At 64.4% G+C, this 21,993-nt stretch carries 20 protein-coding genes; 6 read left to right on the plus strand and 14 right to left on the minus strand.

What is annotated here, in order from left to right; all coding sequences use genetic code 11:
- Nucleotides 1-28: 28 nt before the first annotated feature.
- Genes HNQ71_RS13220 through HNQ71_RS13245 form a run of 6 tightly spaced genes read right to left on the minus strand, consistent with a single transcriptional unit; the run spans nucleotide 29 to nucleotide 7,156 of the window.
- Nucleotides 29-490 carry a MarR family transcriptional regulator gene (locus HNQ71_RS13220; RefSeq protein ID WP_184872983.1) on the minus strand — a complete coding sequence of 154 codons (462 nt, stop codon included), beginning with the start codon at nucleotides 488-490 and terminating at the stop codon, nucleotides 29-31.
- Nucleotides 487-1,071: an amino acid synthesis family protein gene (locus tag HNQ71_RS13225; RefSeq protein ID WP_184872984.1), complete on the minus strand. Its 585-nt coding sequence runs from the start codon at nucleotides 1,069-1,071 to the stop codon at nucleotides 487-489. Before HNQ71_RS13225 ends, HNQ71_RS13220 begins: the two co-directional genes overlap by 4 nt.
- Complete coding sequence (locus tag HNQ71_RS13230; RefSeq protein WP_184872985.1) at nucleotides 1,064-1,945, minus strand: UPF0280 family protein; 882 nt, start codon at nucleotides 1,943-1,945, stop codon at nucleotides 1,064-1,066. Before HNQ71_RS13230 ends, HNQ71_RS13225 begins: the two co-directional genes overlap by 8 nt.
- Complete coding sequence (locus HNQ71_RS13235) at nucleotides 1,945-3,486, minus strand: 6-hydroxynicotinate reductase (protein ID WP_184872986.1); 1,542 nt, start codon at nucleotides 3,484-3,486, stop codon at nucleotides 1,945-1,947. The genes HNQ71_RS13230 and HNQ71_RS13235 overlap by 1 nt, the downstream gene beginning before the upstream one ends.
- Complete coding sequence (locus HNQ71_RS13240; RefSeq protein WP_184873340.1) at nucleotides 3,483-6,278, minus strand: molybdopterin-dependent oxidoreductase; 2,796 nt, start codon at nucleotides 6,276-6,278, stop codon at nucleotides 3,483-3,485. Before HNQ71_RS13240 ends, HNQ71_RS13235 begins: the two co-directional genes overlap by 4 nt.
- Before the next feature lie 17 nt (nucleotides 6,279-6,295).
- Entirely contained in the window at nucleotides 6,296-7,156 is an 861-nt protein-coding gene (locus tag HNQ71_RS13245) for an FAD binding domain-containing protein (protein ID WP_184872987.1), read from the minus strand.
- A 263-nt stretch (nucleotides 7,157-7,419) separates the two neighbouring features.
- Between HNQ71_RS13245 and pncA the strand changes: the two genes are divergently transcribed.
- Nucleotides 7,420-8,034: a bifunctional nicotinamidase/pyrazinamidase gene (gene pncA, locus HNQ71_RS13250; RefSeq protein WP_184872988.1), complete on the plus strand. Its 615-nt coding sequence runs from the start codon at nucleotides 7,420-7,422 to the stop codon at nucleotides 8,032-8,034.
- A gap of 70 nt (nucleotides 8,035-8,104) precedes the next feature.
- A complete protein-coding gene (locus tag HNQ71_RS13255; protein WP_184873341.1) occupies nucleotides 8,105-9,487 on the plus strand; it encodes a sodium:proton antiporter in 1,383 nt (460 codons plus the stop codon).
- Here HNQ71_RS13255 and HNQ71_RS13260 read toward each other — a convergent pair whose 3' ends face one another.
- From HNQ71_RS13260 to gcvA, 8 genes are all read right to left on the minus strand, one after another.
- Nucleotides 9,488-10,222 (minus strand): ABC transporter ATP-binding protein, encoded by a 735-nt coding sequence (locus HNQ71_RS13260; RefSeq protein WP_184872989.1) that lies wholly within the window; start codon nucleotides 10,220-10,222, stop codon nucleotides 9,488-9,490.
- Nucleotides 10,219-10,944: an ABC transporter ATP-binding protein gene (locus HNQ71_RS13265; protein WP_184872990.1), complete on the minus strand. Its 726-nt coding sequence runs from the start codon at nucleotides 10,942-10,944 to the stop codon at nucleotides 10,219-10,221. Before HNQ71_RS13265 ends, HNQ71_RS13260 begins: the two co-directional genes overlap by 4 nt.
- Nucleotides 10,941-11,903 carry a branched-chain amino acid ABC transporter permease gene (locus tag HNQ71_RS13270; protein ID WP_184872991.1) on the minus strand — a complete coding sequence of 321 codons (963 nt, stop codon included), beginning with the start codon at nucleotides 11,901-11,903 and terminating at the stop codon, nucleotides 10,941-10,943. Before HNQ71_RS13270 ends, HNQ71_RS13265 begins: the two co-directional genes overlap by 4 nt.
- Nucleotides 11,900-12,781 carry a branched-chain amino acid ABC transporter permease gene (locus tag HNQ71_RS13275; protein ID WP_184872992.1) on the minus strand — a complete coding sequence of 294 codons (882 nt, stop codon included), beginning with the start codon at nucleotides 12,779-12,781 and terminating at the stop codon, nucleotides 11,900-11,902. Before HNQ71_RS13275 ends, HNQ71_RS13270 begins: the two co-directional genes overlap by 4 nt.
- 209 nt (nucleotides 12,782-12,990) lie before the next feature.
- Complete coding sequence (locus HNQ71_RS13280; protein WP_210333872.1) at nucleotides 12,991-14,292, minus strand: ABC transporter substrate-binding protein; 1,302 nt, start codon at nucleotides 14,290-14,292, stop codon at nucleotides 12,991-12,993.
- Between the two features lie 153 nt (nucleotides 14,293-14,445).
- On the minus strand, nucleotides 14,446-15,891 hold the full coding sequence (locus HNQ71_RS13285; RefSeq protein WP_184872993.1) for a hypothetical protein: 1,446 nt from the start codon (nucleotides 15,889-15,891) through the stop codon (nucleotides 14,446-14,448).
- Nucleotides 15,892-16,062: 171 nt separating this feature from the next.
- Nucleotides 16,063-17,367, minus strand: coding sequence for a nicotinate phosphoribosyltransferase (pncB, locus tag HNQ71_RS13290; RefSeq protein WP_184872994.1), 1,305 nt, complete (start codon nucleotides 17,365-17,367; stop codon nucleotides 16,063-16,065).
- 158 nt (nucleotides 17,368-17,525) lie between these two features.
- Entirely contained in the window at nucleotides 17,526-18,500 is a 975-nt protein-coding gene (gene gcvA / locus HNQ71_RS13295) for a transcriptional regulator GcvA (protein ID WP_184872995.1), read from the minus strand.
- 212 nt (nucleotides 18,501-18,712) lie between these two features.
- Here gcvA and speB point away from each other — a divergent pair, with 212 nt between their 5' ends.
- The 4 genes from speB to HNQ71_RS13315 all read left to right on the plus strand — a co-directional run bounded on the left by speB (nucleotide 18,713) and on the right by HNQ71_RS13315 (nucleotide 21,967).
- Nucleotides 18,713-19,774: an agmatinase gene (speB, locus tag HNQ71_RS13300; protein WP_184872996.1), complete on the plus strand. Its 1,062-nt coding sequence runs from the start codon at nucleotides 18,713-18,715 to the stop codon at nucleotides 19,772-19,774.
- 79 nt (nucleotides 19,775-19,853) lie between these two features.
- Complete coding sequence (locus HNQ71_RS13305) at nucleotides 19,854-20,663, plus strand: transporter substrate-binding domain-containing protein (RefSeq protein ID WP_184872997.1); 810 nt, start codon at nucleotides 19,854-19,856, stop codon at nucleotides 20,661-20,663.
- Nucleotides 20,664-20,669: 6 nt separating this feature from the next.
- Complete coding sequence (locus tag HNQ71_RS13310) at nucleotides 20,670-21,326, plus strand: ABC transporter permease subunit (RefSeq protein ID WP_184872998.1); 657 nt, start codon at nucleotides 20,670-20,672, stop codon at nucleotides 21,324-21,326.
- On the plus strand, nucleotides 21,323-21,967 hold the full coding sequence (locus HNQ71_RS13315; RefSeq protein ID WP_184872999.1) for an ABC transporter permease subunit: 645 nt from the start codon (nucleotides 21,323-21,325) through the stop codon (nucleotides 21,965-21,967). The genes HNQ71_RS13310 and HNQ71_RS13315 overlap by 4 nt, the downstream gene beginning before the upstream one ends.
- Nucleotides 21,968-21,993 lie beyond the last annotated feature (26 nt).

Genomic DNA, 21,993 nt, shown 5'->3' on the forward strand with positions numbered 1-21,993 from the left:
GTGCGAAAACGCCCGGGCCCGTCGGGACTCAGGCTAATTTCGCCAGCAGCTTCATAAATGTGGCGATCTCCTTGGCCGAGAGCGGCGCCAGTGTTTCCTGCGTGATTTCGCGGGCAAGCGGGATCAAGCGCTCGACCGCGTCGCGGCCCTCCGCGGTCAAATTGACCAGCAGCCGCCTTTTGTCGACTTCGTGCTTGGAAAGCTCGACCAGGCCGCGCGCTTTCAGCCGGTCGATGACACCCTTCACCGTCGCCGCGTCCATGGCGATCAGCGTGCCGAGCTGATTCTGCGAGGTTTCGCCGACATCGCGTAGCTTGGCCAGTGCCGCGAACTGCGGCGGCGTCAAATCGGCGATATGGGCGGCGAAGATCGAGACATGGCGCTGATGCGCCTTGCGCAGGATGAAGCCGACCTGCTCCTGCAGGCGATAATCGTTTTCATCAGGCTCTTCGGCCTCGACGAGCTTCAGCAGACTGTCCTCGGCGCTCACCGCAACCCGTCCCAGGCCTTGATATCCCCAGCCGCCAGGCCGCCCATGCGGTCGTGCACGCGTGGGCCACAGGTCATGGCCAGGCAGAACAGGATCTCGTCGGGGCGCGGGCCGTCGCTGATGCCGACTTCCATGGCGTCGAAATGGCTGCGCACATAGGCGGCGTTGATATGCCCGAGCGGCACATCGAGCCGCGAGCCGAAGGCACCGACCTTCTTTGCCGACGGCACAATCGCCTTGGCGTCGCCGAGCCGTTCGCGCATGGCGTAGCCGCCGGGCACATGCCAGAGCGCGCCGTGCTCCAGTTCGCCTGATGTGCCGACAATGGCGCCCTTGCCATAACCGTCGATCTGCTTCACGTCGCCGCCGAGCGCCGCGATCAGCCGGTCGGCCAACAGCAGGCCGAGCGGCTTCAGATCGTCCATGGCGCTCTGCAATTCCTCGACATAGCGCCCGGCGAACGGGTTCTTGACTAGCGCCATGGCGGCCGCGCGCCGGCGCGGCACCTTGGCCACCGGCCCGCCCTCGTGGAAGATCTCCTCCGTTATCACCGCAATCTTGCGGATCGGAAACTCAGGCATGGGCAACTTCCTTCCCTGGACTTTTGTCGGGCGCGGCAAGCGCCATTGAACCACTGATGCGGGTCTGGCCGGCAAGAAACAGCGCCGATGCGGCGATCAATCCCCTGCGGCGGAAATCTTCTGCGACGGCAAGTCCGCCGTCCAGCGCAGTAGCGATTTCCGTTGAGGAAAGCGCGCCGACCTCTTGCGTCACCAACCTGTCGCCAAGGTCGCTGTCCGGCGCCAGGTCGCGCGCCGGCACGCGCCGGATGGCCGGATGGCCGGGCAGGTCGACGGCATTGGCAATCAGCGTCGCGGCGGCATCGGCCTCGGCCCCGGACCGCGCCAGCACAGTGACGGCATCGGCGATGCCAAGCGAAAACGAGCGTCCGCGCCAACCGCTCGTGGCAACGCCGCGCACGCCATCGCCGGCACGGATGACGATGCGGTCGGCCAGACCGTGGCCGGTGCCGGCGATGGCAAGCGTCATCGACTGGCCGGCGCCGAGATGGATGGCGCTGTCGCCACCATTGTTGACATAGGCGCGGTCGAGCTTTCGGCCGGCAAGCATGGTCTCGAGCATTTCGTCGGCTACCGAACCGGCGACGGCGGCCATCGGCGTGATGAAATCTTTCGCCAGCGGCACGACGGCCGCTTCCATGCGCTGCGCTGTCGAACCGGTGAACGCACGGGGCCGGCTCGTGGCCGGCTGGCGCAAGTCAGGTAATTCCTCGACCAGCTCCGGCAAGATGGTCTGGAAACGCGTCACCGCCTGCTCATAGGCCTGGCGGCATTCGTGCGCCTCGCCAAAGGCCTCGACGATCAGGTCGATCGGCCCGTGGTTTAGATGCAGCCGCTTGCCGTCCTGCAGCCAATGCGCTTGCGGGCCAGACATCACCCGGCACCGTTGGAGCGAACACGATGCAATTGTGCCAGCGGCGGCCATGGATTGCCGGTCGCGGCACCTGAGCCGCGGCGTGGATTGAGATATTCGCCGCCCTTGGCAACAATATCCTCGACGCTGCGGATCTCGGCCTCGTAGCCGCCAAGCCTGACATAGTCGTCGCGGCGCAAGGTGAATTCGATCGGCGCCACCAGCGCCGGGGTCGGCACATAGCCGAAGGCGCCTTCCGGCACCCGCGTGACATCGACCATCAGCGTGATGCCGCCACCCGGCCAGACATAGACCGGCGCGCCGCCGACCGTCACATAGGTGTTCAGGCCTTGCACCGAACGGGTGAGATTGACCGGGTTTTCGGTGACGCCGGCGCGCAGCGAGCCACCGGCGCCGCCGATGAACAGCACGGTGCACAGCGCCGGCTCGCAATTGTCCTCGATCAGCCCGACGGACTTTTGCAGCCGCTCCGGAAACGGTTTCTGCACCGGCTTCAAGTCGTCATCGAGTTCGTAATAGGCGAACTGCTCGCCGGTGGTCGAAACCATCAGCAGCGACAGGCCGGGCCGCGCGCCCTTCTTGGCGTTCCATTCGCCGAGGATGGACAGCGGGTCGGATATGCTGGTGCCGCCCCAGCCGAGGCCGGGCTCGGACACCTTGAAATAGCGGCCCGGCGTCGAGCGGCGGCCGATGATCTTTATGCCCGTGTCCTGCCAGCCCAGCACCTTGCCGGCCTGATGCTCGGACACGACGCCGGTGATGTGGTCGTCGACCACCACCACCTCGTCGACCAGCCCGCGCCATTGTGTGGCGAACATGCCGATGGTGGCCGACCCGCAGCCGACCCGCATGCGGTGTTCCTGCTTGCCGTCGATGACTGGTGGTTTGCCGGCTTCGACGATGACCGTGGCGCCGCCGTCGATGCCGAGTTCCACCGGCTTGCGGTTGCACAGATTGAGCAGCGCGTCGCAGGTGGCGCGGCCTTCCGACTTCGAGCCGCCGGTCAGATGATGCACGCCGCCCAGCGACAGCATCTGCGAGCCATATTCGCCCGTCGTGACATGGCCGATCGCTTCGCCCCCGGCGCGCACTGTAGCCGTTTCGGGCCCGATATGACGGTCGGTGTCGATCTTCACCTTGACGCCGCAGTAGGAGAAGATGCCCTCGGTGACGACGGTGACGAGATCGACGCCCTCGACTTGCTGGCTGACGATGAACGGGGCCGGCTTGTAATCGGGATAGGTGGTGCCCGCACCGATGGCGGTGACGAAGCGGCGGCCGGTGTTGACCAGCTCGCCGTTCCATGCCTCGCCTTCGGTGACGAAAGGCACCATGGCCGCGCCGGTCTCGGCCGCGTGGTCGAGGATGGTCAGCGGGTCCATGCGCACGATCCTGCCGCCGACATTGCCGTAGCGGTCGCATGCGCCGGTGCGGCCATCGGCGATGTAGCACATGACCGGGCAGGCATCGCAGCGGATCTTCTCCGCCACCTGCTTTTCGCCGGGATCGTGCGTTTCGAAGCGTTCGGCAAGCTCGCTCATCGGCGTGCCTCCTTGTCGCGAATGGCGGCGCGGATACGCGTCGGCGTCGCCGGAACCTTGGTGACCAGGACGCCGGTAGCGTCGCGGATGGCGTTGAGGATCGCCGGCGCTGTCGGGATCAGCACATGCTCGCCCAGGCCCTTGGCACCGAACGGTCCTTCGGGGTCGGGAACCTCGATCAGGATGGTCTCGATCGGCGGCACGTCGCCGATGGTCGGAATGAGGTAGTCGTGCAAATTCTCGGTGCGGCCGGGGATATACTCTTCCATCAGCGCCATGCCGATGCCTTGCGCGATGCCGCCTTCGATCTGGCCCTCGACCAGCAGCGGGTTGATCGCCTTGCCGACATCGTGCGCCGCGGTGATCTTGATCAACTTGACCGTGCCGAGCTTCAGATCGACTTCGAGTTCGGCGATCTGCGCACCGTAGCCATAGACCGCATAGGGCTTGCCCTGGCCCTTGGCGTCGAGCGGCAGCGTCGGCGGGTCGTAGCTTTCCTCGGCGCGGAAGACGAAGCCATCGGCATCCACGTCCAATGCAGCGAGGTCGATGTGGCGCGTGGCCTCACCTTCGCGGATGGTGATCGCCGGGCCGTCCAGTCGCAGCGATGCCTTCTCCGAGACGTTGGCAAAGCGCAGGATCTTTTCCCGCAAGGCACGGCCCGCCTTTTCGGCCGCCTTGCCGGTCACGAAAGTCTGGCGCGAGGCCGATGTCTTGCCGGCATCGGGGCTGATGGCGGTGTCGGCGCTTTTCAGCCGGAATTTCTCCAGCGGCAGGCCAAGCGCGTCGGCGCAGATCTGGGTGATGACCGTGTTCGAGCCCTGGCCGATATCGACGGCGCCCTGATGCAGGATGACGTCGCCGCAAGCCGCGATGCCGACGCGGATAGTCGACGGGTTGGGCAGCGAGGTGTTGCCGCAGCCATACCAGCAGGAGGCGACACCAACGCCGCGCCTTTTGTCCCTGTTGGTGTCGTTGAATGCACCCGCATCGGCCTTCGCGCGTACCCAATGCGGCCGCAGGGATTCCAGGCATTCGGCAATGCCGACGCCGGAATCCAACCGCTGCCCGGTAACCGTTTCGGATCCGTTCCGAAGGCAGTTCTTCAGCCGAAAATCGAGCCGGTCGATGTCGAGCTTCTCGGCCAGCTCGTCATAGAGCGTCTCCTGCATGATCGTCGCTTGCGGCACGCCAAAGCCGCGGAAGGCGCCGGAGATCGGCCCATGGGTGTGGATGGCGCGGCCCTCGGCGCGATAGTTCGGTGTCGCATACGGGCCGGAGGCGTGCACCGGTACGCGGTTGGCGACCGTCGGCCCCCAGCTGGCATAGGCGCCGGTGTTGAAGTCGCCGGCAAAGATCATGCCGGTGACATGGCCGTCGGCATCGGCGCCGATGGTCGCTTTCATCTCGGCCGGATGGCGCTTGGTGGTCGACATCATCGATTCGTTGCGGGTATAGGCGAGCGCTGCCGGCCGGCCGGTCTTCAGCGTCACAAGGCCGATCAGCGGCTGCAGCGAAACGTCGAGCTTGGAGCCGAAGCCGCCACCGGTCGCGGTCGGCACGATGCGCACCTTGTCGACGGCAAGGCCGAGCACCTTCGCGGTCTCGTCACGGTCCATATAGGGCGCCTGCGTGCAGGCGACGACGACCAGCGTGTCGCCATCCAGGTATGCATAGCCGGCTTCCGGCTCGATATAGGCATGCTCGACATAGGAGGTGTCGATGGAGCCGGAGACGGTGACGGCAGCGCCGGTAAGCGCCGCCTCGGGATCGCCGCGCTCGACAAAGCCGGCGGTGAGCAGGTTCGCCGGGCGGTTGTCATGGATCAGCCTGGCGCCGCTGGCCTGCGCTTCGCAAGGCTGCAGGACATGCGGCAGCTCGCTCCAGCGTATTGGGAAATCCGACAGGTCGAGATCGAGGATGGCCTCGCGCTCGCCGGCGACCAGCGCCACCGCCTCGCCGCGAAGGCGCGCAAAACCCTCGGCCAGCGCCGGCTGGTCGGCGAACGGGCCGATGACGCCGAAACAGTTCTTTCCCGGAATGTCGGCGGCAGTGAAGACGCCGGCGATGCCGGGATGTTGCTTCACCCAGCCATCGAGGTCGCCGAAGGCGAAGCTGGCGTGATAATGCGGCGAGCGCACCACCAGCACGGCCAACGCATCGGCGGGGAAGGAATCGCCGCCGAATTTTTCACCGCCGGTGACCTTCGGCATGCCGTCGAGCCGGATGGGCGAAGAGCCGATCGCATGGCCCGATCGAGGCAAGCGGAAATCGAGGTTTCCGGCTTGCTTGGAGGCATCCATTACCGCCGCGATGATCTTCCGGTAGCCGGTGCAGCGGCAGAGGATGCCGCCCAGCGCGTCCTGGACCTCGATCTCGGTCGGGTTGGGTTTCTTTTCCAGCAATGCCGTGGCCGCGACCAGCAGGGCCGGCGTGCAGATGCCGCACTGCGCCGCGCCATGGTCGAGGAACGAGGCTTGCAGCGCCGACAGCCGGCCATTGGCGAGCCCTTCGACTGTTGTCACCGACGCACCTGCGGCGGAAGCCGCCGACATCAGGCAGGCGCAAACCGGATCGCCGTCGACCAGCACCGTGCAGGCGCCGCAGTCGCCAGCGTCGCAGCCGACCTTGGTGCCGGTCAAAAGCAGTTCGTCGCGCAGCACCGAGGATAGCCGACGCAGCGGCGGCACGTTGACCGAAATGGCTGCGCCGTTCACCTCGAAGGCAATGTCGGCTCGCTCGGGGCCGAGGCGAGGCTGAACGCCGTCGAGATCGGGCAGCGCTTCACGCATCTCTGGCGAGACCTGGCTCATGCCGCCACCACCTCGGGGTCATTCATCAGCCCACAGGCCTGGAGCACGGCGCGAGCAACGATCTCGCGCACCGCATCGAGCCGGTATTCGGCGCTGCCGCGCACATCGGCGATCGGCGACAGCTCAGCCATCGGCGCGGCCAGCACCGCATCGGCGAGCGCCTGGCCAGCGGGCAGGCCGCGCAAGGCGGCTTCGACGCCGGCGAGGCGCTTGGCCACCACCGAGCAGGAGCCGGCGGCAACCGCGGCTTCCACCACGATGCCGTTGTCCACCACCAGACGCGCCGCCACCATGGCGATGGAAATGACGAGATAGCGCCGCGCGCCAAGCTTGACGAAAGCCGACGTACCGGCGGCAGGCTTCGGCACGCGGATGGCCGTAACCAGCTCGCCGGGCTGCAGGGCCGTGCGGCGATTGCCGAGAATGAAGTCCTGCAGCGGTAGGCAACGTGTCGTTATCGCCGATCGCAATTCGACGTCGGCATCGAGGACGAGCAGCGCCGGCACACCATCGGCGGCCGGCGAGGCGTTGCAGAGATTGCCCGCGACTGACGCGACGTTCTGGATCTGCACCGAACCGACCTCACGCCCCGCCTGCTTCAGCGCATCGAAGGCTGGCGGCAAGGGGTGGCGGATGATGTCGGTCCAGGTCGTGCGCGCGCCGATGACGAAGTGGTCATCCGTCTCGGCAATGCCGCCCAGCGCCGCCAGGCCATTGATGTCGAGAACATTGTCGCGGAAGGGTTTGCTGCCTTGCGCCGGATAGAAATCGGTGCCGCCGGCAAGGATGCGCCAGGCGTCCTCGCCAAGCAAAGCGAGCGCTTCGTCGACAGAGGTGGGTTTCGCGTAACGGATCACGCTTTGCCTTCCAGAAAAGAGGCCTTCCAGAAACCGGTATTTCGAAAGACCCTGCCAGCATAGCTGCCGGACGAAATTCATTCGTATGCAAATGATATCAAGACCGTAGGAATTGTCAAAGCCGTAGTTTTGCGAGCGCTCAGTTGGCACGCGTTTGTTATGTGGCCAGAGGTTGACGCAGCCGGCCATCTGGTCGAGTTTCTGCCTCCGGTCGCAATAGCGGTATTCTTTCACCGGAGCCCGAGACAAAAAAAGGAAGCCCCATGGCCGACGAAGCGCTTGTTGTCATCGACCTGCAGAACGATTTTTGTCCGGGCGGCGCGCTGGCGGTTGCCGGCGGCGACGAAATCGTGCCGCTGGTCAATGACCTGATCCGGCACGCCGATCATGTCGTGCTGACGCAGGACTGGCATCCCGCCGGCCATTCGAGTTTTGCCTCCAGCCATCCGGGTTCGCAGCCCTTCACGATGATCGACATGCCCTACGGCCAGCAGACTTTGTGGCCGGACCATTGCATCCAGGGCAGCCTGGGCTCGGATTTCCACTCCGGCCTCGCCTGGACCAAGGCGGAACTCGTCATCCGCAAGGGTTTTCGGCCTGCCATCGACAGCTACTCGGCCTTCTTCGAGAACGACCGGACGACGCCGACCGGCCTTGCCGGCTATCTCAGGGAGCGCGGCATCGACACGCTGACCCTGGTCGGGTTGGCGACCGATTTCTGCGTTGCCTTTTCGGCGCTGGACGCCATCAGCCAAGGTTTCAAAACCACCGTACGGCTCGATGCCTGCCGTGGCATCGATCTCAATGGTTCGCTCGAGACAATGCTGCACCGCATGCGCGACGCCGGTGTGGCGCTCGAAGACCACGTCTTGGATTGAACCGGACGTGGGGCGCAGGAGGGCCTTTTTGCGGATTGCGACAGGAGCGGGCGCTGTGATCGCAGTCGCAATGCTGTTTCCAGGCCAAGCCTTGGCGGCTGAGGAACACGCGCTGCCCGGTGCCGCGATGTCGCTGTGGTGGGCGCTGCCCTTTGCCGGCCTGCTTTTGTCGATCGCCACCGGGCCTTTGCTCTTCCATCACATATGGGAGCATCACTATGGCAAGATCACCGCGCTGTGGGCGGCGCTGGTGATCGTGCCGCTGGCTTTGGCCTTCGGCATTCCCAGTGCGACCGAGGCTGTGCTGCATGCGTTGCTTGCGGAATATATGTCCTTCATCATCCTACTGTTCGCGCTCTACACAATTTCGGGCGGCATCCTGCTTGCCGGCAACATCCACGGGACGCCGCTGGTCAATGCCGGGCTGCTGCTGGCTGGCGCGATCCTGGCCTCGGTGATCGGCACGACCGGCGCCTCGATGGTCCTGATCCGGCCGATCCTGCGCGCCAATGACAACCGGCCGTTCAACGCCCATGTCGTCATCTTTTTCATCTTCCTGGTTGCCAACATCGGCGGCTCGCTGACACCGCTCGGCGACCCGCCGCTGTTCGTCGGTTTCCTGCGCGGCGTCGACTTTTTCTGGATCACCGCCAATCTCTGGCGCGAGACGCTGTTCGTCGGCGGCATGGTACTGGCCGTCTTCCTTTGCATCGACATCATCCTGCACCGGCGCGAAAACGGTGCACCGAAGACCAGGGATCCGACACCGGATACGAAGGTGCGCCTGCGCGGCCTGGCCAACCTTCCGCTGCTGGCTGGTGTGGTCGGTGCGATCCTGCTGTCGGCGGCCTGGAAACCCGGAGTGAGCTTTTCCGTGTTGGGCGTGAGCCTCGAACTGCAGAACCTGGTGCGCGACGCCATCAACCTGGCACTGGCCCTGCTGTCGCTTCCCCTCTCTTACAAGAGCCACCGCGAAGCGAACGGCTTCGACTGGGGGCCAATAGCAGAGGTGGCGAAATTGTTTGCCGGCATCTTCATCTGCATCGTGCCGGTCATCGCCATCCTCAGGGCAAGCCATGACGGCGCTCTGGCGCCGCTGGTGGCACTTGTCAGTTCGCCCTCCGGCCAGCCCAACGATCTCGCCTATTTCTGGCTGACCGGGGCGCTGTCGTCGTTCCTCGACAATGCGCCGACCTATCTGGTGTTCTTCGAACTCGCCGGCGGCGACCCTCGGCATCTGATGACCGAGTTTGCCTCGACCCTGGCGGCAATCTCGGCGGGCGCGGTGTTCATGGGCGCCAACACCTATATCGGCAATGCGCCCAACTTCATGGTCTATGCCATAGCCAGGCATCGCGGCGTGAAGATGCCGGGCTTCTTCGGCTACATGCTGTGGTCCGGGCTGGTGCTGATCCCGACATTCCTGATTGCCGGCTTTTTGTTCTTCGGCTGATCACCCGACCCCCACATACCGCCGTACAGCCGACGGGTCGGCGCGCAGTTCCTCGACATCGACCGTCTCGCGGTTGCGGCCGTTCTCGATGAAGCAGACACTGTCGGCGACGGACAGCACCGCATCGACCCGCTGTTCGACCAGGATCGTGGACACACCCAAGTCTCGCAGTTTCGACACTGTCTCGCGGATCTTGGCGATCATCGACGGCATCAGCCCTTCTGTCGGCTCGTCGAGCAGCAGCACCTGCGGTTCCAGGCAAAGCGCGCGCGCCATGGCCAGCATCTGTTGCTCGCCGCCAGACAAGGTGCCCGAGCGTTGCCGCAGCCGCTGGCGCAGCAGCGGGAAGAGGTCGAGCACGGTTTCGCGCGTCGCCTTGCCCTTGCCGCGCGCCATCAGCCCGATCTCGATGTTTTCAGCCACCGTCATTTCGGCGAACAGCCGCCGGCCTTGCGGCACATAGGCGACGCCGGCCTTCGGCACCTCATGCGCCGGCAAACCGGTCAATTCCTTGCCATCGAGGCTGATCGAGCCGGCGCTTGAGGGAACCAGTCCCATGATGGCCTTCAGCGTCGTCGTCTTGCCGGCGCCGTTGCGGCCGAACAGGCAGAGTACCTCGCCCTTGTTCAGCACGAGATCGAGACCATAGAGCACCTGGACCTCACCATAGAAGCAGTCCAGCCCCGAGATCGCCAACGCCTCGGACTTTGTCTGCGCCTTGGTCGTCTCGGTCATGGGGCGGTCCCCAGATAGGCTTGCTGAACGGCCGCGTTCTCGCGGATCGCCTCGGGCGTGCCTTCGGCGAGGATCTTGCCGGCATTGAAGACAGTGATGCGGTCGGCCAGTTGCATGACGACCGGCATGTTGTGTTCGATCAGGAGCACCGTGGCACTCGCAGCGATCTCGCGCACCAGGGTGATGAAATTGTCGATCTCGCTGTCGGCCAGGCCTTGCGTCGGCTCGTCGAGGATCAGCAGGCGCGGCTTCAGCGCCAGGCCCATCGCCACTTCCAGCAGGCGCTGGTGGCCATAGGACAATTGTCCGGCCGGCATGTGGGCGCGGTCAGCCAGGCCGGTGCGTTCTAGCGCCGCCATGACGCCGGCTTGCACCGCGCCCTTCGAACGGCCATCGCTCAGCGTCCGCTGCACCGGCAATGCGACATTGTCGTAGGCGGTGAGATTGGCAAAGACGCTGGTGATCTGGAACGTGTAGGCGATGCCCTGGCGGACGCGGACATAGGCCGGCAGGCCGGTGATGTCGGCGCCATCGAAGACGATCATGCCCGACGACGGCTGGATGCGGCCGCTGACCAGGCTGGCGAAGGTAGTCTTCCCGGCCCCATTCGGGCCGATGACGGCGCGGATCTCGCCGGGCATCAGGGTGAAATCGACACTGTCGACGGCACGCAAGCCTCCAAAGTTGCGCGACAGGCCCTTGGTGGTCAAAAGCGGCGTCATGGCAGCCACCCGAGCCAGCGCTGCCGCATGCTGCCGAGAATGCCTTTGGGGAGAAACAGCACCAGCAGGATGAGCGCAATGCCGACGATCAGCAGATAGGCCGAGGTGTAGCCGCTGGTGATGTCGATGACATAGTACATGAACAGCGTGCCGATCAGCGGCCCAAGCGTAGTGGCGGCGCCGCCAAGCAGCACCCATAGCAGCGGCAGGATCGAATACTGCACCGACGCGAAGCTCGAGCCGACATAGCCGAACAGCAGCGCATAGGCAGCACCCGATGCAGCGCAGACGATGCCGGAGATGACGACGGCGGCGAGCTTGTTCGAGAAGGTGTCGTAGCCCAGCATCTTCGTCCGCTCCTCGTTCTCGCGGATGGCGACCAGCACGCGGCCATATCTGGAGCGGACAAGGGCAAGCGTGATCAGCAGCACCAGCGAGAACAAGCCGAGCGCGCTCATGTAGCGCACGGTCGGGTTGGTGAGATCGAGCGATGTCGCGCCGAAGGCAAGCACCCGCGCCGGCTGCGGCACGACCATGCCCTGGTCGCCGCCGGTCCATGACGAGAAGTAAAGGATGATGAGGTAGAACACCTGCGCGAACATCATGGTGACGATCATGAATGCGACGCCTGACGTGCGCAGCGCCAGCAGGCCGATCACCAGGGAAAGAACGACACCGCAGCCGAGGCCCGCGGCGAATGCCGCCGGCACGCTCCAGCCGAGCTGGATGACAGCAAGGCCGGCACCGTAGAGCCCGGCGGCAAAGAACATGGCATGACCGAGGCTGAGCAGGCCGACATAGCCGAACAGCATGTTGTAGCCCATGGCAAAGACCGCCAGCACCATGATGCGGGCGAGCAGACCGTGATAGTACTCCGGCAAAAGGAAGCTCAGCACGAACAGCAGCGCGATGGCGCCGAGATGCAGGCCGTAGGCTTTTGCCGGCGAAGCTTCGCTCATCGCGACGCCGTCCCGAACAGGCCTTGCGGCCGGAACACCAGCACCATGGCGACCAGCAGGGTGGCGATGATTTTGGCCAAGGTCGGCGAGAAGAACATCGAGATGATGCCGTCCGACAGGCCGATCAGCACGGCGGCGACGACCGTGCCGCGCAGCGAGCCGAGACCGCCGATGATGACGACGATGAAGGACAGCAGCAGTGGATCCTGACCCATCAGGTAATGCGCCTGGCTGATCGGCACGATCAGCACCGCGGCGATCGCTGCCAGCATGGCGCCGAGCGCGAAGACGCCGCCATAGACGCGGCCGACAGGGATTCCGAAGGCTTGCGCTGTCTCGCTATCGTACTGCGTGGCGCGCATGATCAGGCCGATCTTCGTGCGCGTCAGCACCAGCCATGTCGCCACCAGCAGGAGCGCGGAGGCGGCGATAACAGACAGTTTGTAGCCGGAATAGCCGAACCACGGCAAAAGGATGCGATAGGTGAACGGCGGCTCCACCGGCCGTGCCTCGGGACCGTAGAAGGTCAGCGCCAGTTGCTGGATGATGTAGAGCATGCCGATGGTGGCGACGATGGTGGCTTCCGGATTGTAGTTGAGCCGGCGCAGCACCAGCCGCTCGGCGACCAGCGCGATGGCGCCGACGATCAGCGGCGCGATCACCAGCGCCGCCAGGAAGCCGAGCGCCGGATGGCCGCCGATCGACGTGGTGATCGCCCAGGCGAGCACCGCGCCGAGCATGAAGAATTCGCCATGGGCGACGTTGACGACGCGCATGACGCCGAACACCAGCGACAGCCCAAGCGCTGTCAGCGCCAGCACCGCCGAGGTGACGAGGCCTTCGAGGGCGGCGAGGAGAAGGTGGGGTCCGAAGTGCATCGCTTAAGCGCCAGCGGATGCGCGAGGCACCCCCCTCTGTCCTGCCGGACATCTCCCCCTCAAGGGGGGAGATTGGCAGTTGCTGCGAAGGCGGCCATCCACCGGACTTGGCGATTGGCGAAAGCCGTACGGACAGCTGATCTCCCCCCTTGAGGGGGAGATGTCCGGCAGGACAGAGGGGGGTCGCTTGGCGCTCACGCTTGCTAAGACTACAGCGCCTGCGTCGTGTAATCCCCTTCGGCCTCGTAAAGTCCGTCCTCGATCTTGGTCTTGTGAACGACCTTCAGCTTGCCGCCTTCGACCTTGGAGATGTTCTGGATGCCGAAGCACTGGTGGATCTTGCCGTTGAAGGTTTTTGGTCCCTGCGGATGCTCGGGTCCTTCGGCGAAGGCGGTCAGCGCCTCGGTCGCCTCGACCAGCTTGGCGCGGTCTTCCGGGCCTTTGTAGCCGGCGTCCTCCATCGCCTTCTTGACGACGTAGAGCGTTTCCCAGCAGCCGAACATGTGCGACGCGGTGGAGACGTCCTTTGGATCGCCAAGGGCGGCGCCATTGTCGTCGATGCCGACGGCGGCGCGATAGGCTTTCTGCGCGGCGCTGTCATCGGCCTGCGCATAGCGCGGCGAACCCTCCCAGAAATGGCTGCCGTCTAAAAATTCGAGCCCAGGGCTGTTGATGTCGGTGGCCTCCAGCGAATCCATGAAGCCGAACAATTGCGGCCGGTTGGAGCCGTAGAACTCGCCGAGCTCCTTGACGAAGGTGAGCACCGCCGGACCGACCATGACGTGGTAGATCACCTCGGTCTCGGCCGGGATCTGCGGGAAGTATTTGGTGAAGGACGATTCCGTCGGCGGGATGGCGATCTGCGCGATGACGTCGGCGCCTTGCGCCTTCAGCGCCGGCGGCAGGTAGTCGCGGTGGTCGTAGCCGAAGGCGAAATCCGGGAAGATCTGCGTCACCTTCTTGCCGGCATTGGCCGCGATCCACGGCGCCATCGACTGGATCTGGCTCTTCACGTCGGTGATGCCGGGCTGGAAGACATAGCGGTTCAACTTGGTCGAGGCGACGTGGTGGCCTTCGCTGACGACGAAGTAGGGGATCTTGGCCTCGCCGGCGGCGGGCGCCGAACCGATGACGACATGCGAAAACAGCGTGCCGAAGACGATGTCGGTCTTGTGCTGGGTGGCGAATTTGCCGACCACTTCGGCGCCACGGCCCGGATCGGTGCCGTCATCCTCGATGATCACCTCGACCTGACGGCCATTGATGCCGCCGGCGGCGTTGATCGCCTTGACGGCGGCAGCGGTGGTCTTCTCGTACCAGCGGCCATAGGCGGCGCCGATGCCGGTGCGGTGCGATTGGAAGCCGATCTTGATCGGCGCCGAACTCTGCGCCTGGGAATAGCGGACGAAGCCCGGCGCGGTGACCAGGCCGGCGGTGGCGGCCAGCCCCTTCAGCGCCGTGCGGCGGGTGAGACCGGTTTTCGAGAGGTCGAAGGTCTTGCTCTTGTCCATGATGCCGTTCCCCTTGTTCAGCGTTAGGAGCGCAAAGTCCGCTCATTTCCGGAAGTCGAAAAATTGCATGTGTACAAACTAAATCACCAAAGTCCGGACACGGCAATGCCGGTTCCGTGGGAGAAGCCCGGTTTATTTTCCAGCGCGAACGGCTCAGCCAACCGTCGGCGTGGCCAACAGCCAGAGGCCGAAGACCGTGTAGGCGATCATCAGCACGGTGAGCGGGAACTGGCTGAGGGCTGCGCGGGAGGGCTGCGGGTGCAAACGCCAGGCGAAGCCGTGGGCGACGAGGACGGCGAGCACATGGCCTGAAATGAGGACGCCGGCCTGGACATTCCACAGCCACCAGGCGGAATCGGCACCAGCAACGATGCCGGCCTCGATCGGCATGTCGGCGGTGCCGAACAGGTTCCAGCCCAGAGCGAACGGGTCGGACAGCGCCGCAAGCGCATACTGGCCGTCGACGAGCAGCGACGTCAGGTAATGCGCGGCATGATAGGCAAGCGCGATCGGTACGATCGACCACACCAGCAGTCCGGCTGCATGGCCGATTGGGCGATCGCTGCCGGCAAGATGCTGGCCGAGCCAGACGGCCAGCATGAACACGCCTGCAAGCAACAGGAACGTCAGAACCAGCCCGAGGCTGCCGATGCCGAGGACCGCGGTGCGGCCGGGAAATTCGAGCGGATTGATGCCGAACAGGCCGAGCCAGAAGAAGGTTTTCGACAGGCCGTCGAAGGACACTGACGACAGGGCAAGAAGCAGGAAGGCAATGCCGCTGGCCGGCAACTGCTCGGCGGCGAGCAGCTTGGCGCCCGGCCAGCACAGGCCAAGCCGGCCGGTTTCGTTGCGCTCGACGACCGCGAAACGCGCCACCATCGACAAGAAGACCGACAGGAATTCGCCGCTGCGGCTCCAGTTTCGATAGCCGAACGCTAGCATGGCAAGGAAGGTGAGCAGCCAGTAGAGGCCGGCAGCATATGCCAGCCGCGCCGGATCGTCGGGCGACGGATCGATGAGTTCGAACCAGGCAAAGGCGAAGAACAACAAGACCGCCGGCCAGCAGCCGAGCCACCGGGGAAGTCGCCATCCCCCTTCATCGCTTGCGCCGAACAGGCGAGAGGCAAGACGCCACGGCCCATACCATGGGTTCAGCCATGACCAGAGATCACCGAAGACACCTTGCAGCAGCGTGACGCCGGCCCATAGCAGGGTCCAGATCACCAGCGGCAAGGGGTTTGAAAGTGGGTCGCGGCTGCCGAAAAAGCCAGCAGCGAAGAGGATTGCAAAGCCGGCAAAGGAGACCAGGCTAAGTGCGGTGCGGGCGCTGTCGCCGAAGGCGAACAGCTGCAGGCGCCGGCGCCAGAAACGGTCAAGCCAATCCCCCGGCAACAGCGCCAGCACGAGGAAACTGACGGCCACGGCGAAAGCCCCGCCGGCCAGATAGTAACCGGTCGGCAAGAGCAGGACATGGCCACGGTCGGAGGCGTGGGCGAAGGCGGGGGTGGGCGGCAGGAGGGCCAGCTGAGCGATGAGGCATGCGAGCGCAGTTCTCGAAGAAAGGCGTTTTACGGCGCCCCCCTCTGTCCTGCCGGACATCTCCCCCTCAAGGGGGGAGATTGCGCTGTCATTTTGGCTTTCGCCAACTGTTAGGGTTGCAGAGGAAGCCCTATCGATGAAGCTGCCAATCTCCCCCCTGGAGGGGGAGATGTCCGGCAGGACAGAGGGGGGCGCGAAGGAACTCGAACTATGGAGGAGTTCCATCACCCCTCACACCTTGACCAGTTGCTCCACGCGGTCCTTCTGACCGAAGATGCGCAAATAACGCTCGATCTCTTTCTCGTCGCCGGTCGCCTTGGCCGGGTTGTCGGAAAGCTTGACCGCCGGTCTTCCATTGGCCTCGGTGACCTTGCAGACCAGCGATATGGCGTCCAGGCTGTTGGTTTCGGTCGGCGCGCAGCCTTCGAAATCATTGGTGAGGTTGGTGCCCCAGCCGAACGACATGCGCACCTTGCCCCTGAAATGGCGGTAGGTCTCCTCGATCGTTTCGACCTCGAGCCCGTCGGAGAAGATCAGCAGTTTCTGCCGGGGATCCTTGCCCTTGTCGCGCCACCAGGACAGGATTTTCTCCCCGCCCTCGATCGGCGGCGCGCTGTCGGGGCGAAAACCGGTCCAGTCGGCCACCCAGTCCGGCGCGTCGCGCAGGAACGACGCCGTGCCGAAGGCATCGGGCAGCACGATCAGCAGATTGCCGCCATAGTAGCGCTGCCAGTCCTGCAGCACCTTGTAGGGCGACTGTTTCAGCTCTTTTTCCGAATTGGCGAGCGCGGCGAACACCATCGGCAGTTCGTGCGCATTGGTGCCGAGCGCTTCGAGGTCGTTGTCCATGGCCAAAAGCACGTTGGAGGTGCCGGTGAAGGCCTCGCCGATGCCTTCCTTCAAAGCCTCGACGCACCAACGCTGCCACAGGAAGGAATGGCGCCGGCGCGTGCCGAAATCCGAGATGCGGATGCCGGGCAGCGCCTTCAGCCGTTCGGTCTTGGCCCACATCTTGGCCTTGGCACGGGCATAGAGCACATCGAGCGCGAAGGGGCCGAACGCCCGCATGGCCGCGCGGGAGCGGAGCTCATTGATGATGGCGAGCGCCGGGATCTCCCACAGCGTGGTGTACATCCACGGCCCGCTGAAGGTGAGTTCATACTGGCCGTCGCGCTTCGACAATTCGTATTCCGGCAGCCTGAAATTCTCCAGCCAGGCGAGGAATTCCGGTTCGAAGATCTGCTTGCGGCCGTAGAAATTGTTGCCGCCCAGCCAGATCATCTCCTTCTTGCTGAAGCGCAAGGTGCGGGCATGGTCGAGCTGTTCGCGCAGTTCGCCCTCGTCGATCTCGTCGGCCAGCCGCACGGAGGTGGTGCGGTTGATCAGCGAGAAAGTCGTGTCGACCTTGGGATACATGCCCCAGATCATCTGCAGCATCAAAAGCTTGTAGAAGTCCGTATCGAGCAGGCTGCGCACGATCGGGTCGAGCTTCCAGGTGTGGTTGTAAACACGCCGCGCAATATCGGTCCTAGCCATGTTTCAACACCGCCTTCGCTGCCTGCTACCCACAACCGCGACAGGCCTCATAACATCGAATTGGCCAAAACACTCCCGGTTTCAGGGCTGGCCCGACAAAAAGAAGACCCTGCATGCGGCCAATGCAATCGGCCGGCGCCGCCAACGGCAGGCCGGTGTCAGATCCCGGTTCTGCCGCCGATGACCCTGAGCGCCGGACGCTTGCGGCGGGTGACGACGCGGCCCGCCACCGGCGCATCGGCGCGGCCGTCATCCTGCGCCTTCTCGGCAAACAGCCAGTCGATGAACAGTTGCACGATCGGCGTCGACTTCATCTCGTTGCGGCAGACGACGTAGAAATCGTCGACCGCCGGCACCGACAGGCTGAACGGCGCCACCAGCATGCCCCTGGCCAGCAGCGAACTCGCCGTCACCGAATCGCCCAGCGCCACGCCATGGCCGTGGACCGCGGCTTCAACCGCCATGCGCGCGTCGCCGAGATGATGACGGCGGCCGCGTTCCAGGTCCAGCGCATCGGCGGCCGCCAGCCAGGTGTGCCATTCGCGGCCGTCGTCGCCATGCAGGAAGACATGGTCGGCGAGATCCCTGACGCTGCGGATCGGACGGTTGTTGATCAGTGTCGGGCTGACCACGGGAAAAAGTTCGAGTCCCGACCATTTGCGCATCCAGCAATCGGTCCAGCTGCCGTCGCCGTAATGCACGCAGACATCGATCTGCGGCGCGCGGATATCCTTGGCGTCGTTGGAAGGGATCAGCGTCAGCCTGATGTCCGGATACTGTGCCATGAAACTGCCGAGCCGCGGTGTCATCCACAGCAAGAGCAATGCCGGCACGCAGGAGACGGAGAGAGTGCCGCTGCTCGCCGGCCGTGTCATGCGCTGCGTGGCGGCGGCGATGCCGTCGAAGGCGCTTGAGACCGCCGGCAGCAGCTCGGCGCCGTGCGGCGTCAGTTTGACCCGCTGGCCGGCTCGCTCGAAAAGCTTGACGCCGAGCGACTGCTCGAGCGCCTTGATCTGGTGGCTGATGGCGCCATGCGTGACATTCAGCTCACTCGCCGCCTTGGTCAGCGAGCCGTGGCGGGCCGTTGCCTCGAAGGCGCGCAGCGGATTCAGCGGTGGCAGGCGCTTGGCCATGGGCGTCCAGGTTTATTGTGAGATTTTCTCACAGCCGACACCGTAACAATATCAATTGATTTTTCAATGCGGCTGCCAGACACTTTGGCCCGGAACAGCATCAAGACGTGAAATCTGCAGGCAGCCAGCGGGACAACGACCCGGCCGGATGACGGTCGCTTCGCCAAGGTCACCGGCGGCCGCGCTGCATCAGCCCGGCAGGAGGAGCGGACATGGGTTACGATCGCGGCAAGCTCGACGCGTTGCGCCGCAAATATGGCGAGAGCCATGGCGGCGAGATGTTCGACCCGAAGTTCCGGCGCGTCGCCGACAAGATCTTTTCCAAGAGTGGCACCCGGCTGGCGCCTTATTCCGGCATACCGACCTTCCTCGCTGCGCCCTACCGCGAAATATCGGCCGACAATCCGGATTTCGGCGACCTGCAGGTGGCGATCATCGGCGTGCCGATGGACCTTGGCGTCACCAACCGGCCGGGCTCGCGTTTCGGGCCAAGGGCGCTGCGCGCCATCGAGCGCATCGGCCCCTACAATCACGTGCTGGAATGCGCCCCGACACATGAACTACGGGTCGCCGACATCGGCGACACGCCGTTCCGCAGCCGCTACCGGCTCGAGATCAGCCATGAGGACATCGAGCGCCGGACCAACCAGATCGTCGATGCCGGCGTCATCCCGCTGTCGGTCGGCGGCGACCATTCGATCAGCCACCCGATCCTGAAGGCCGTCGGCAAGAAAGCTCCGGTCGGCCTGATCCACATCGACGCCCACTGCGATACCAGTGGCCTGTTCGACATGACCAAGTTCCATCACGGCGGACCGTTCCGCAATGCGGTGCTCGACGGCGTGCTCGATCCGACGCGCACCATCCAGATCGGCATTCGCGGCTCGGCCGAATATCTGTGGGAGTTTACCTACGAGTCCGGCATGACCGTCGTGCATGCCGAGGAGGTGACCGGTCTCGGCATTCCCGCCATCATCGAGAAGGCGCGCAAGATCGTTGGCGACGGGCCGACCTACATCTCCTTCGACATCGACAGCGTCGATCCGGCCTTCGCGCCCGGCACCGGCACGCCTGAGATCGGCGGGCTGACGACACGTGAAGTGCTCGAACTGCTGCGCGGTCTGAAGGGCCTCAACATCGTCGGCGGCGACGTCGTCGAAGTGGCGCCGCAATACGACGCGACCACCAACACGGCGCACGCAGGCGCCCAGGTTCTGTTCGAAATCCTGAGCCTGATGGTGTTCAGCCCGGCGATCACAGGCAAGGGAGCCTGACGTTTAGAAAGCAAAGGCGGCCGCCGCGCTGGAGCCGGCGGCCGACTCAAACAAACAAAGCTTCCAGAGGGGAATACAAATGACGATCCGTATCGCACTCAAATCATCCATCGCCGCCGTGTTGATGCTTGGCACCGCTGGCTTTGGCTTCGCCACGCAAGCCGCCAATGCCGACGCGCTGGCGGACATCACCAAGGCCGGCACCATCAATGTCGGCGTCTTCGCCGATTTTCCGCCCTTCTCCTCGGCCAGCGCCGACATGAGCCTCAAGGGCTATGACATGGATGTCGCGCAATACATTGCCGACACACTGAAGGTGAAGCTCAATCCGGTCGCCGTCACCGGCCAGAACCGAATCCCCTACCTCAACGACCATCGCGTCGATCTCTTGATGAGCGTTGGCTATTCGAAGGAGCGTGAGCAGGTGATCGACTTCGCTGCTGCCTACGCGCCCTACTACATCGCCGTGATCGGTCCGGCGGCGCTATCGGTCAAAGGCAAGGAAGACCTTGCCGACAAGTCGATCGCCGTCAACCGCGGCACGCTCGAAGACACCTCGCTCACCGAGGCAGCACCGGCGTCGGCCGACATCAAGCGTTTCGACAACTACAATTCGGTGATCCAGGCCTTCATCTCCGGCCAGACGCAGCTGATGGTCGTCGGCAACGATGTCGGCGCCCAGGTGCTGGCCAAGCAGGACGTGCTGAAGCCGGAGCAGAAGTTCCAGCTCCTGACCTCGCCTTCGCATATCGGTCTCAACAAGAATGAAGACAGCCTGAAGAAGGCGGTCAACGACGCCATCGCCAAAATGCTGGCGGACGGCAAGCTGGATGCCAGCTCGCAGGCCTGGCTGAAGACGCCGCTCAACCCCGACAACCTCAAGGATTGAGTTCCGGTGGCCTTTGCCTGGCTTCCAGGGGCTGCGGGTGACATCGCGCGCGGAGCGGTCACGACGGTCCTGTTGATCGTCGTGACCACGCTGGCGGGGACGTTCCTCAGCATCCTGGGGGCTGCGGGACGGCGAAACGGCCCCGTGCTGCTCAAACGGGCCATCGGTATCTATGTCGAGGTGATGCGCAACACGCCGTTCCTGGTGCAGCTGTTCTTCATCTTCTTCGGCCTGCCCAGCCTCGGGATCAGACTCGATCCGGTGCTGGCCGCCATCCTGGCGATGACGCTCAACATGGCGGCCTATACGATCGAGATCGTCGGCGCCGGACTTGACGCCGTGCCCGTCGGACAGACCGAAGCAGCGCTTGCGCTGGGCTTGAGGCCGCGTCAGGTGTTCATCAAGATCGTGCTGCCGCAGGCGCTCAAGGTGATCTATCCGGCGCTGACCAGCCAGATCGTCATCATGATGCTGGAGTCCGCCGTGGTGTCGCAGATCGCGGTGCGCGAGCTTACCTACGAGGCCGACATGCTGCAGGCACGTACGTTCCGGTCCTTCGAGACCTACCTTGTCGTGACGCTGGTTTATCTCGTGCTGTCGATGGCCTTGCGCCGGCTGTTGGTCACGGGCGGACGCCGCGTCCTGGGGGCTGGCGTGTCGTGATCGAATTCACCTTCTGGGACATCGTGCGCAACCTTTTGCTCGCCGCCCGCTGGACGGTGCTCTTGTCGCTGGCCGCTTTCGTTGGCGGCGGCGTTGTCGGCATGGTCGTGCTGTTCTTCAGGATCTCTGAGAATAAATGGAGCCGGCGCATTGCCTCCGGCTATATCGCGCTGTTCCAGGGGACGCCGCTGTTGATGCAGCTGTTCCTGATGTTCTTCGGCCTGCCGATGCTCGGCCTGCGTATCGAGCCGTGGACGGCGGCGGTGCTCGGCCTGACCTTCTTCGCCAGTGCCTATCTAGCCGAGATCTGGCGCAGCGGCGTCGATGCGCTGCCGCGCGGCCAGTGGGATGCCGGCGCCAGCCTTGGCCTGCACTATCTGCAGGAGCTGAGGTTGATCATCCTGCCGCAGGCGTTTTCGATCACCCGCGCGCCGACCGTCGGGTTCCTGGTGCAGCTCATCAAGTCGACGGCGCTCACCTCGATCATCGGCTTCGAGGAACTGGTGCGGACCTCCAACGCCATCAACAATGCGACCTTCGAGCCCTTCAAGGTCTACGGGCTGGTGGCGCTGATCTTTTTCGTCATGTGTTTTCCACTGACGCAATACGCGCGTACGCTCGAACGACGCGCCGCCCACTGAGCCGCAAAAAGCGGCGGGCAACGGAA

It is taken from the genome of Mesorhizobium sangaii (assembly GCF_014207355.1).
Taxonomy (GTDB): domain Bacteria; phylum Pseudomonadota; class Alphaproteobacteria; order Rhizobiales; family Rhizobiaceae; genus Mesorhizobium; species Mesorhizobium sangaii.

Coding starts and splice junctions, on each gene's coding strand:
- HNQ71_RS13225 (WP_184872984.1), bottom strand. CDS start 1,071: ATGCCTGAGTTTCCGATCCGCAAGATTGCGGTGATAACGGAGGAGATC.
- HNQ71_RS13230 (WP_184872985.1), bottom strand. CDS start 1,945: ATGTCTGGCCCGCAAGCGCATTGGCTGCAGGACGGCAAGCGGCTGCAT.
- HNQ71_RS13235 (WP_184872986.1), bottom strand. CDS start 3,486: ATGAGCGAGCTTGCCGAACGCTTCGAAACGCACGATCCCGGCGAAAAG.
- HNQ71_RS13240 (WP_184873340.1), bottom strand. CDS start 6,278: ATGCGTGAAGCGCTGCCCGATCTCGACGGCGTTCAGCCTCGCCTCGGC.
- pncA (WP_184872988.1), top strand. CDS start 7,420: ATGGCCGACGAAGCGCTTGTTGTCATCGACCTGCAGAACGATTTTTGT.
- HNQ71_RS13255 (WP_184873341.1), top strand. CDS start 8,105: ATGCTGTTTCCAGGCCAAGCCTTGGCGGCTGAGGAACACGCGCTGCCC.
- HNQ71_RS13260 (WP_184872989.1), bottom strand. CDS start 10,222: ATGACCGAGACGACCAAGGCGCAGACAAAGTCCGAGGCGTTGGCGATC.
- HNQ71_RS13265 (WP_184872990.1), bottom strand. CDS start 10,944: ATGACGCCGCTTTTGACCACCAAGGGCCTGTCGCGCAACTTTGGAGGC.
- HNQ71_RS13270 (WP_184872991.1), bottom strand. CDS start 11,903: ATGAGCGAAGCTTCGCCGGCAAAAGCCTACGGCCTGCATCTCGGCGCC.
- HNQ71_RS13275 (WP_184872992.1), bottom strand. CDS start 12,781: ATGCACTTCGGACCCCACCTTCTCCTCGCCGCCCTCGAAGGCCTCGTC.
- HNQ71_RS13280 (WP_210333872.1), bottom strand. CDS start 14,292: ATGGACAAGAGCAAGACCTTCGACCTCTCGAAAACCGGTCTCACCCGC.
- HNQ71_RS13285 (WP_184872993.1), bottom strand. CDS start 15,891: ATGTCCGGCAGGACAGAGGGGGGCGCCGTAAAACGCCTTTCTTCGAGA.
- pncB (WP_184872994.1), bottom strand. CDS start 17,367: ATGGCTAGGACCGATATTGCGCGGCGTGTTTACAACCACACCTGGAAG.
- gcvA (WP_184872995.1), bottom strand. CDS start 18,500: ATGGCCAAGCGCCTGCCACCGCTGAATCCGCTGCGCGCCTTCGAGGCA.
- speB (WP_184872996.1), top strand. CDS start 18,713: ATGGGTTACGATCGCGGCAAGCTCGACGCGTTGCGCCGCAAATATGGC.
- HNQ71_RS13305 (WP_184872997.1), top strand. CDS start 19,854: ATGACGATCCGTATCGCACTCAAATCATCCATCGCCGCCGTGTTGATG.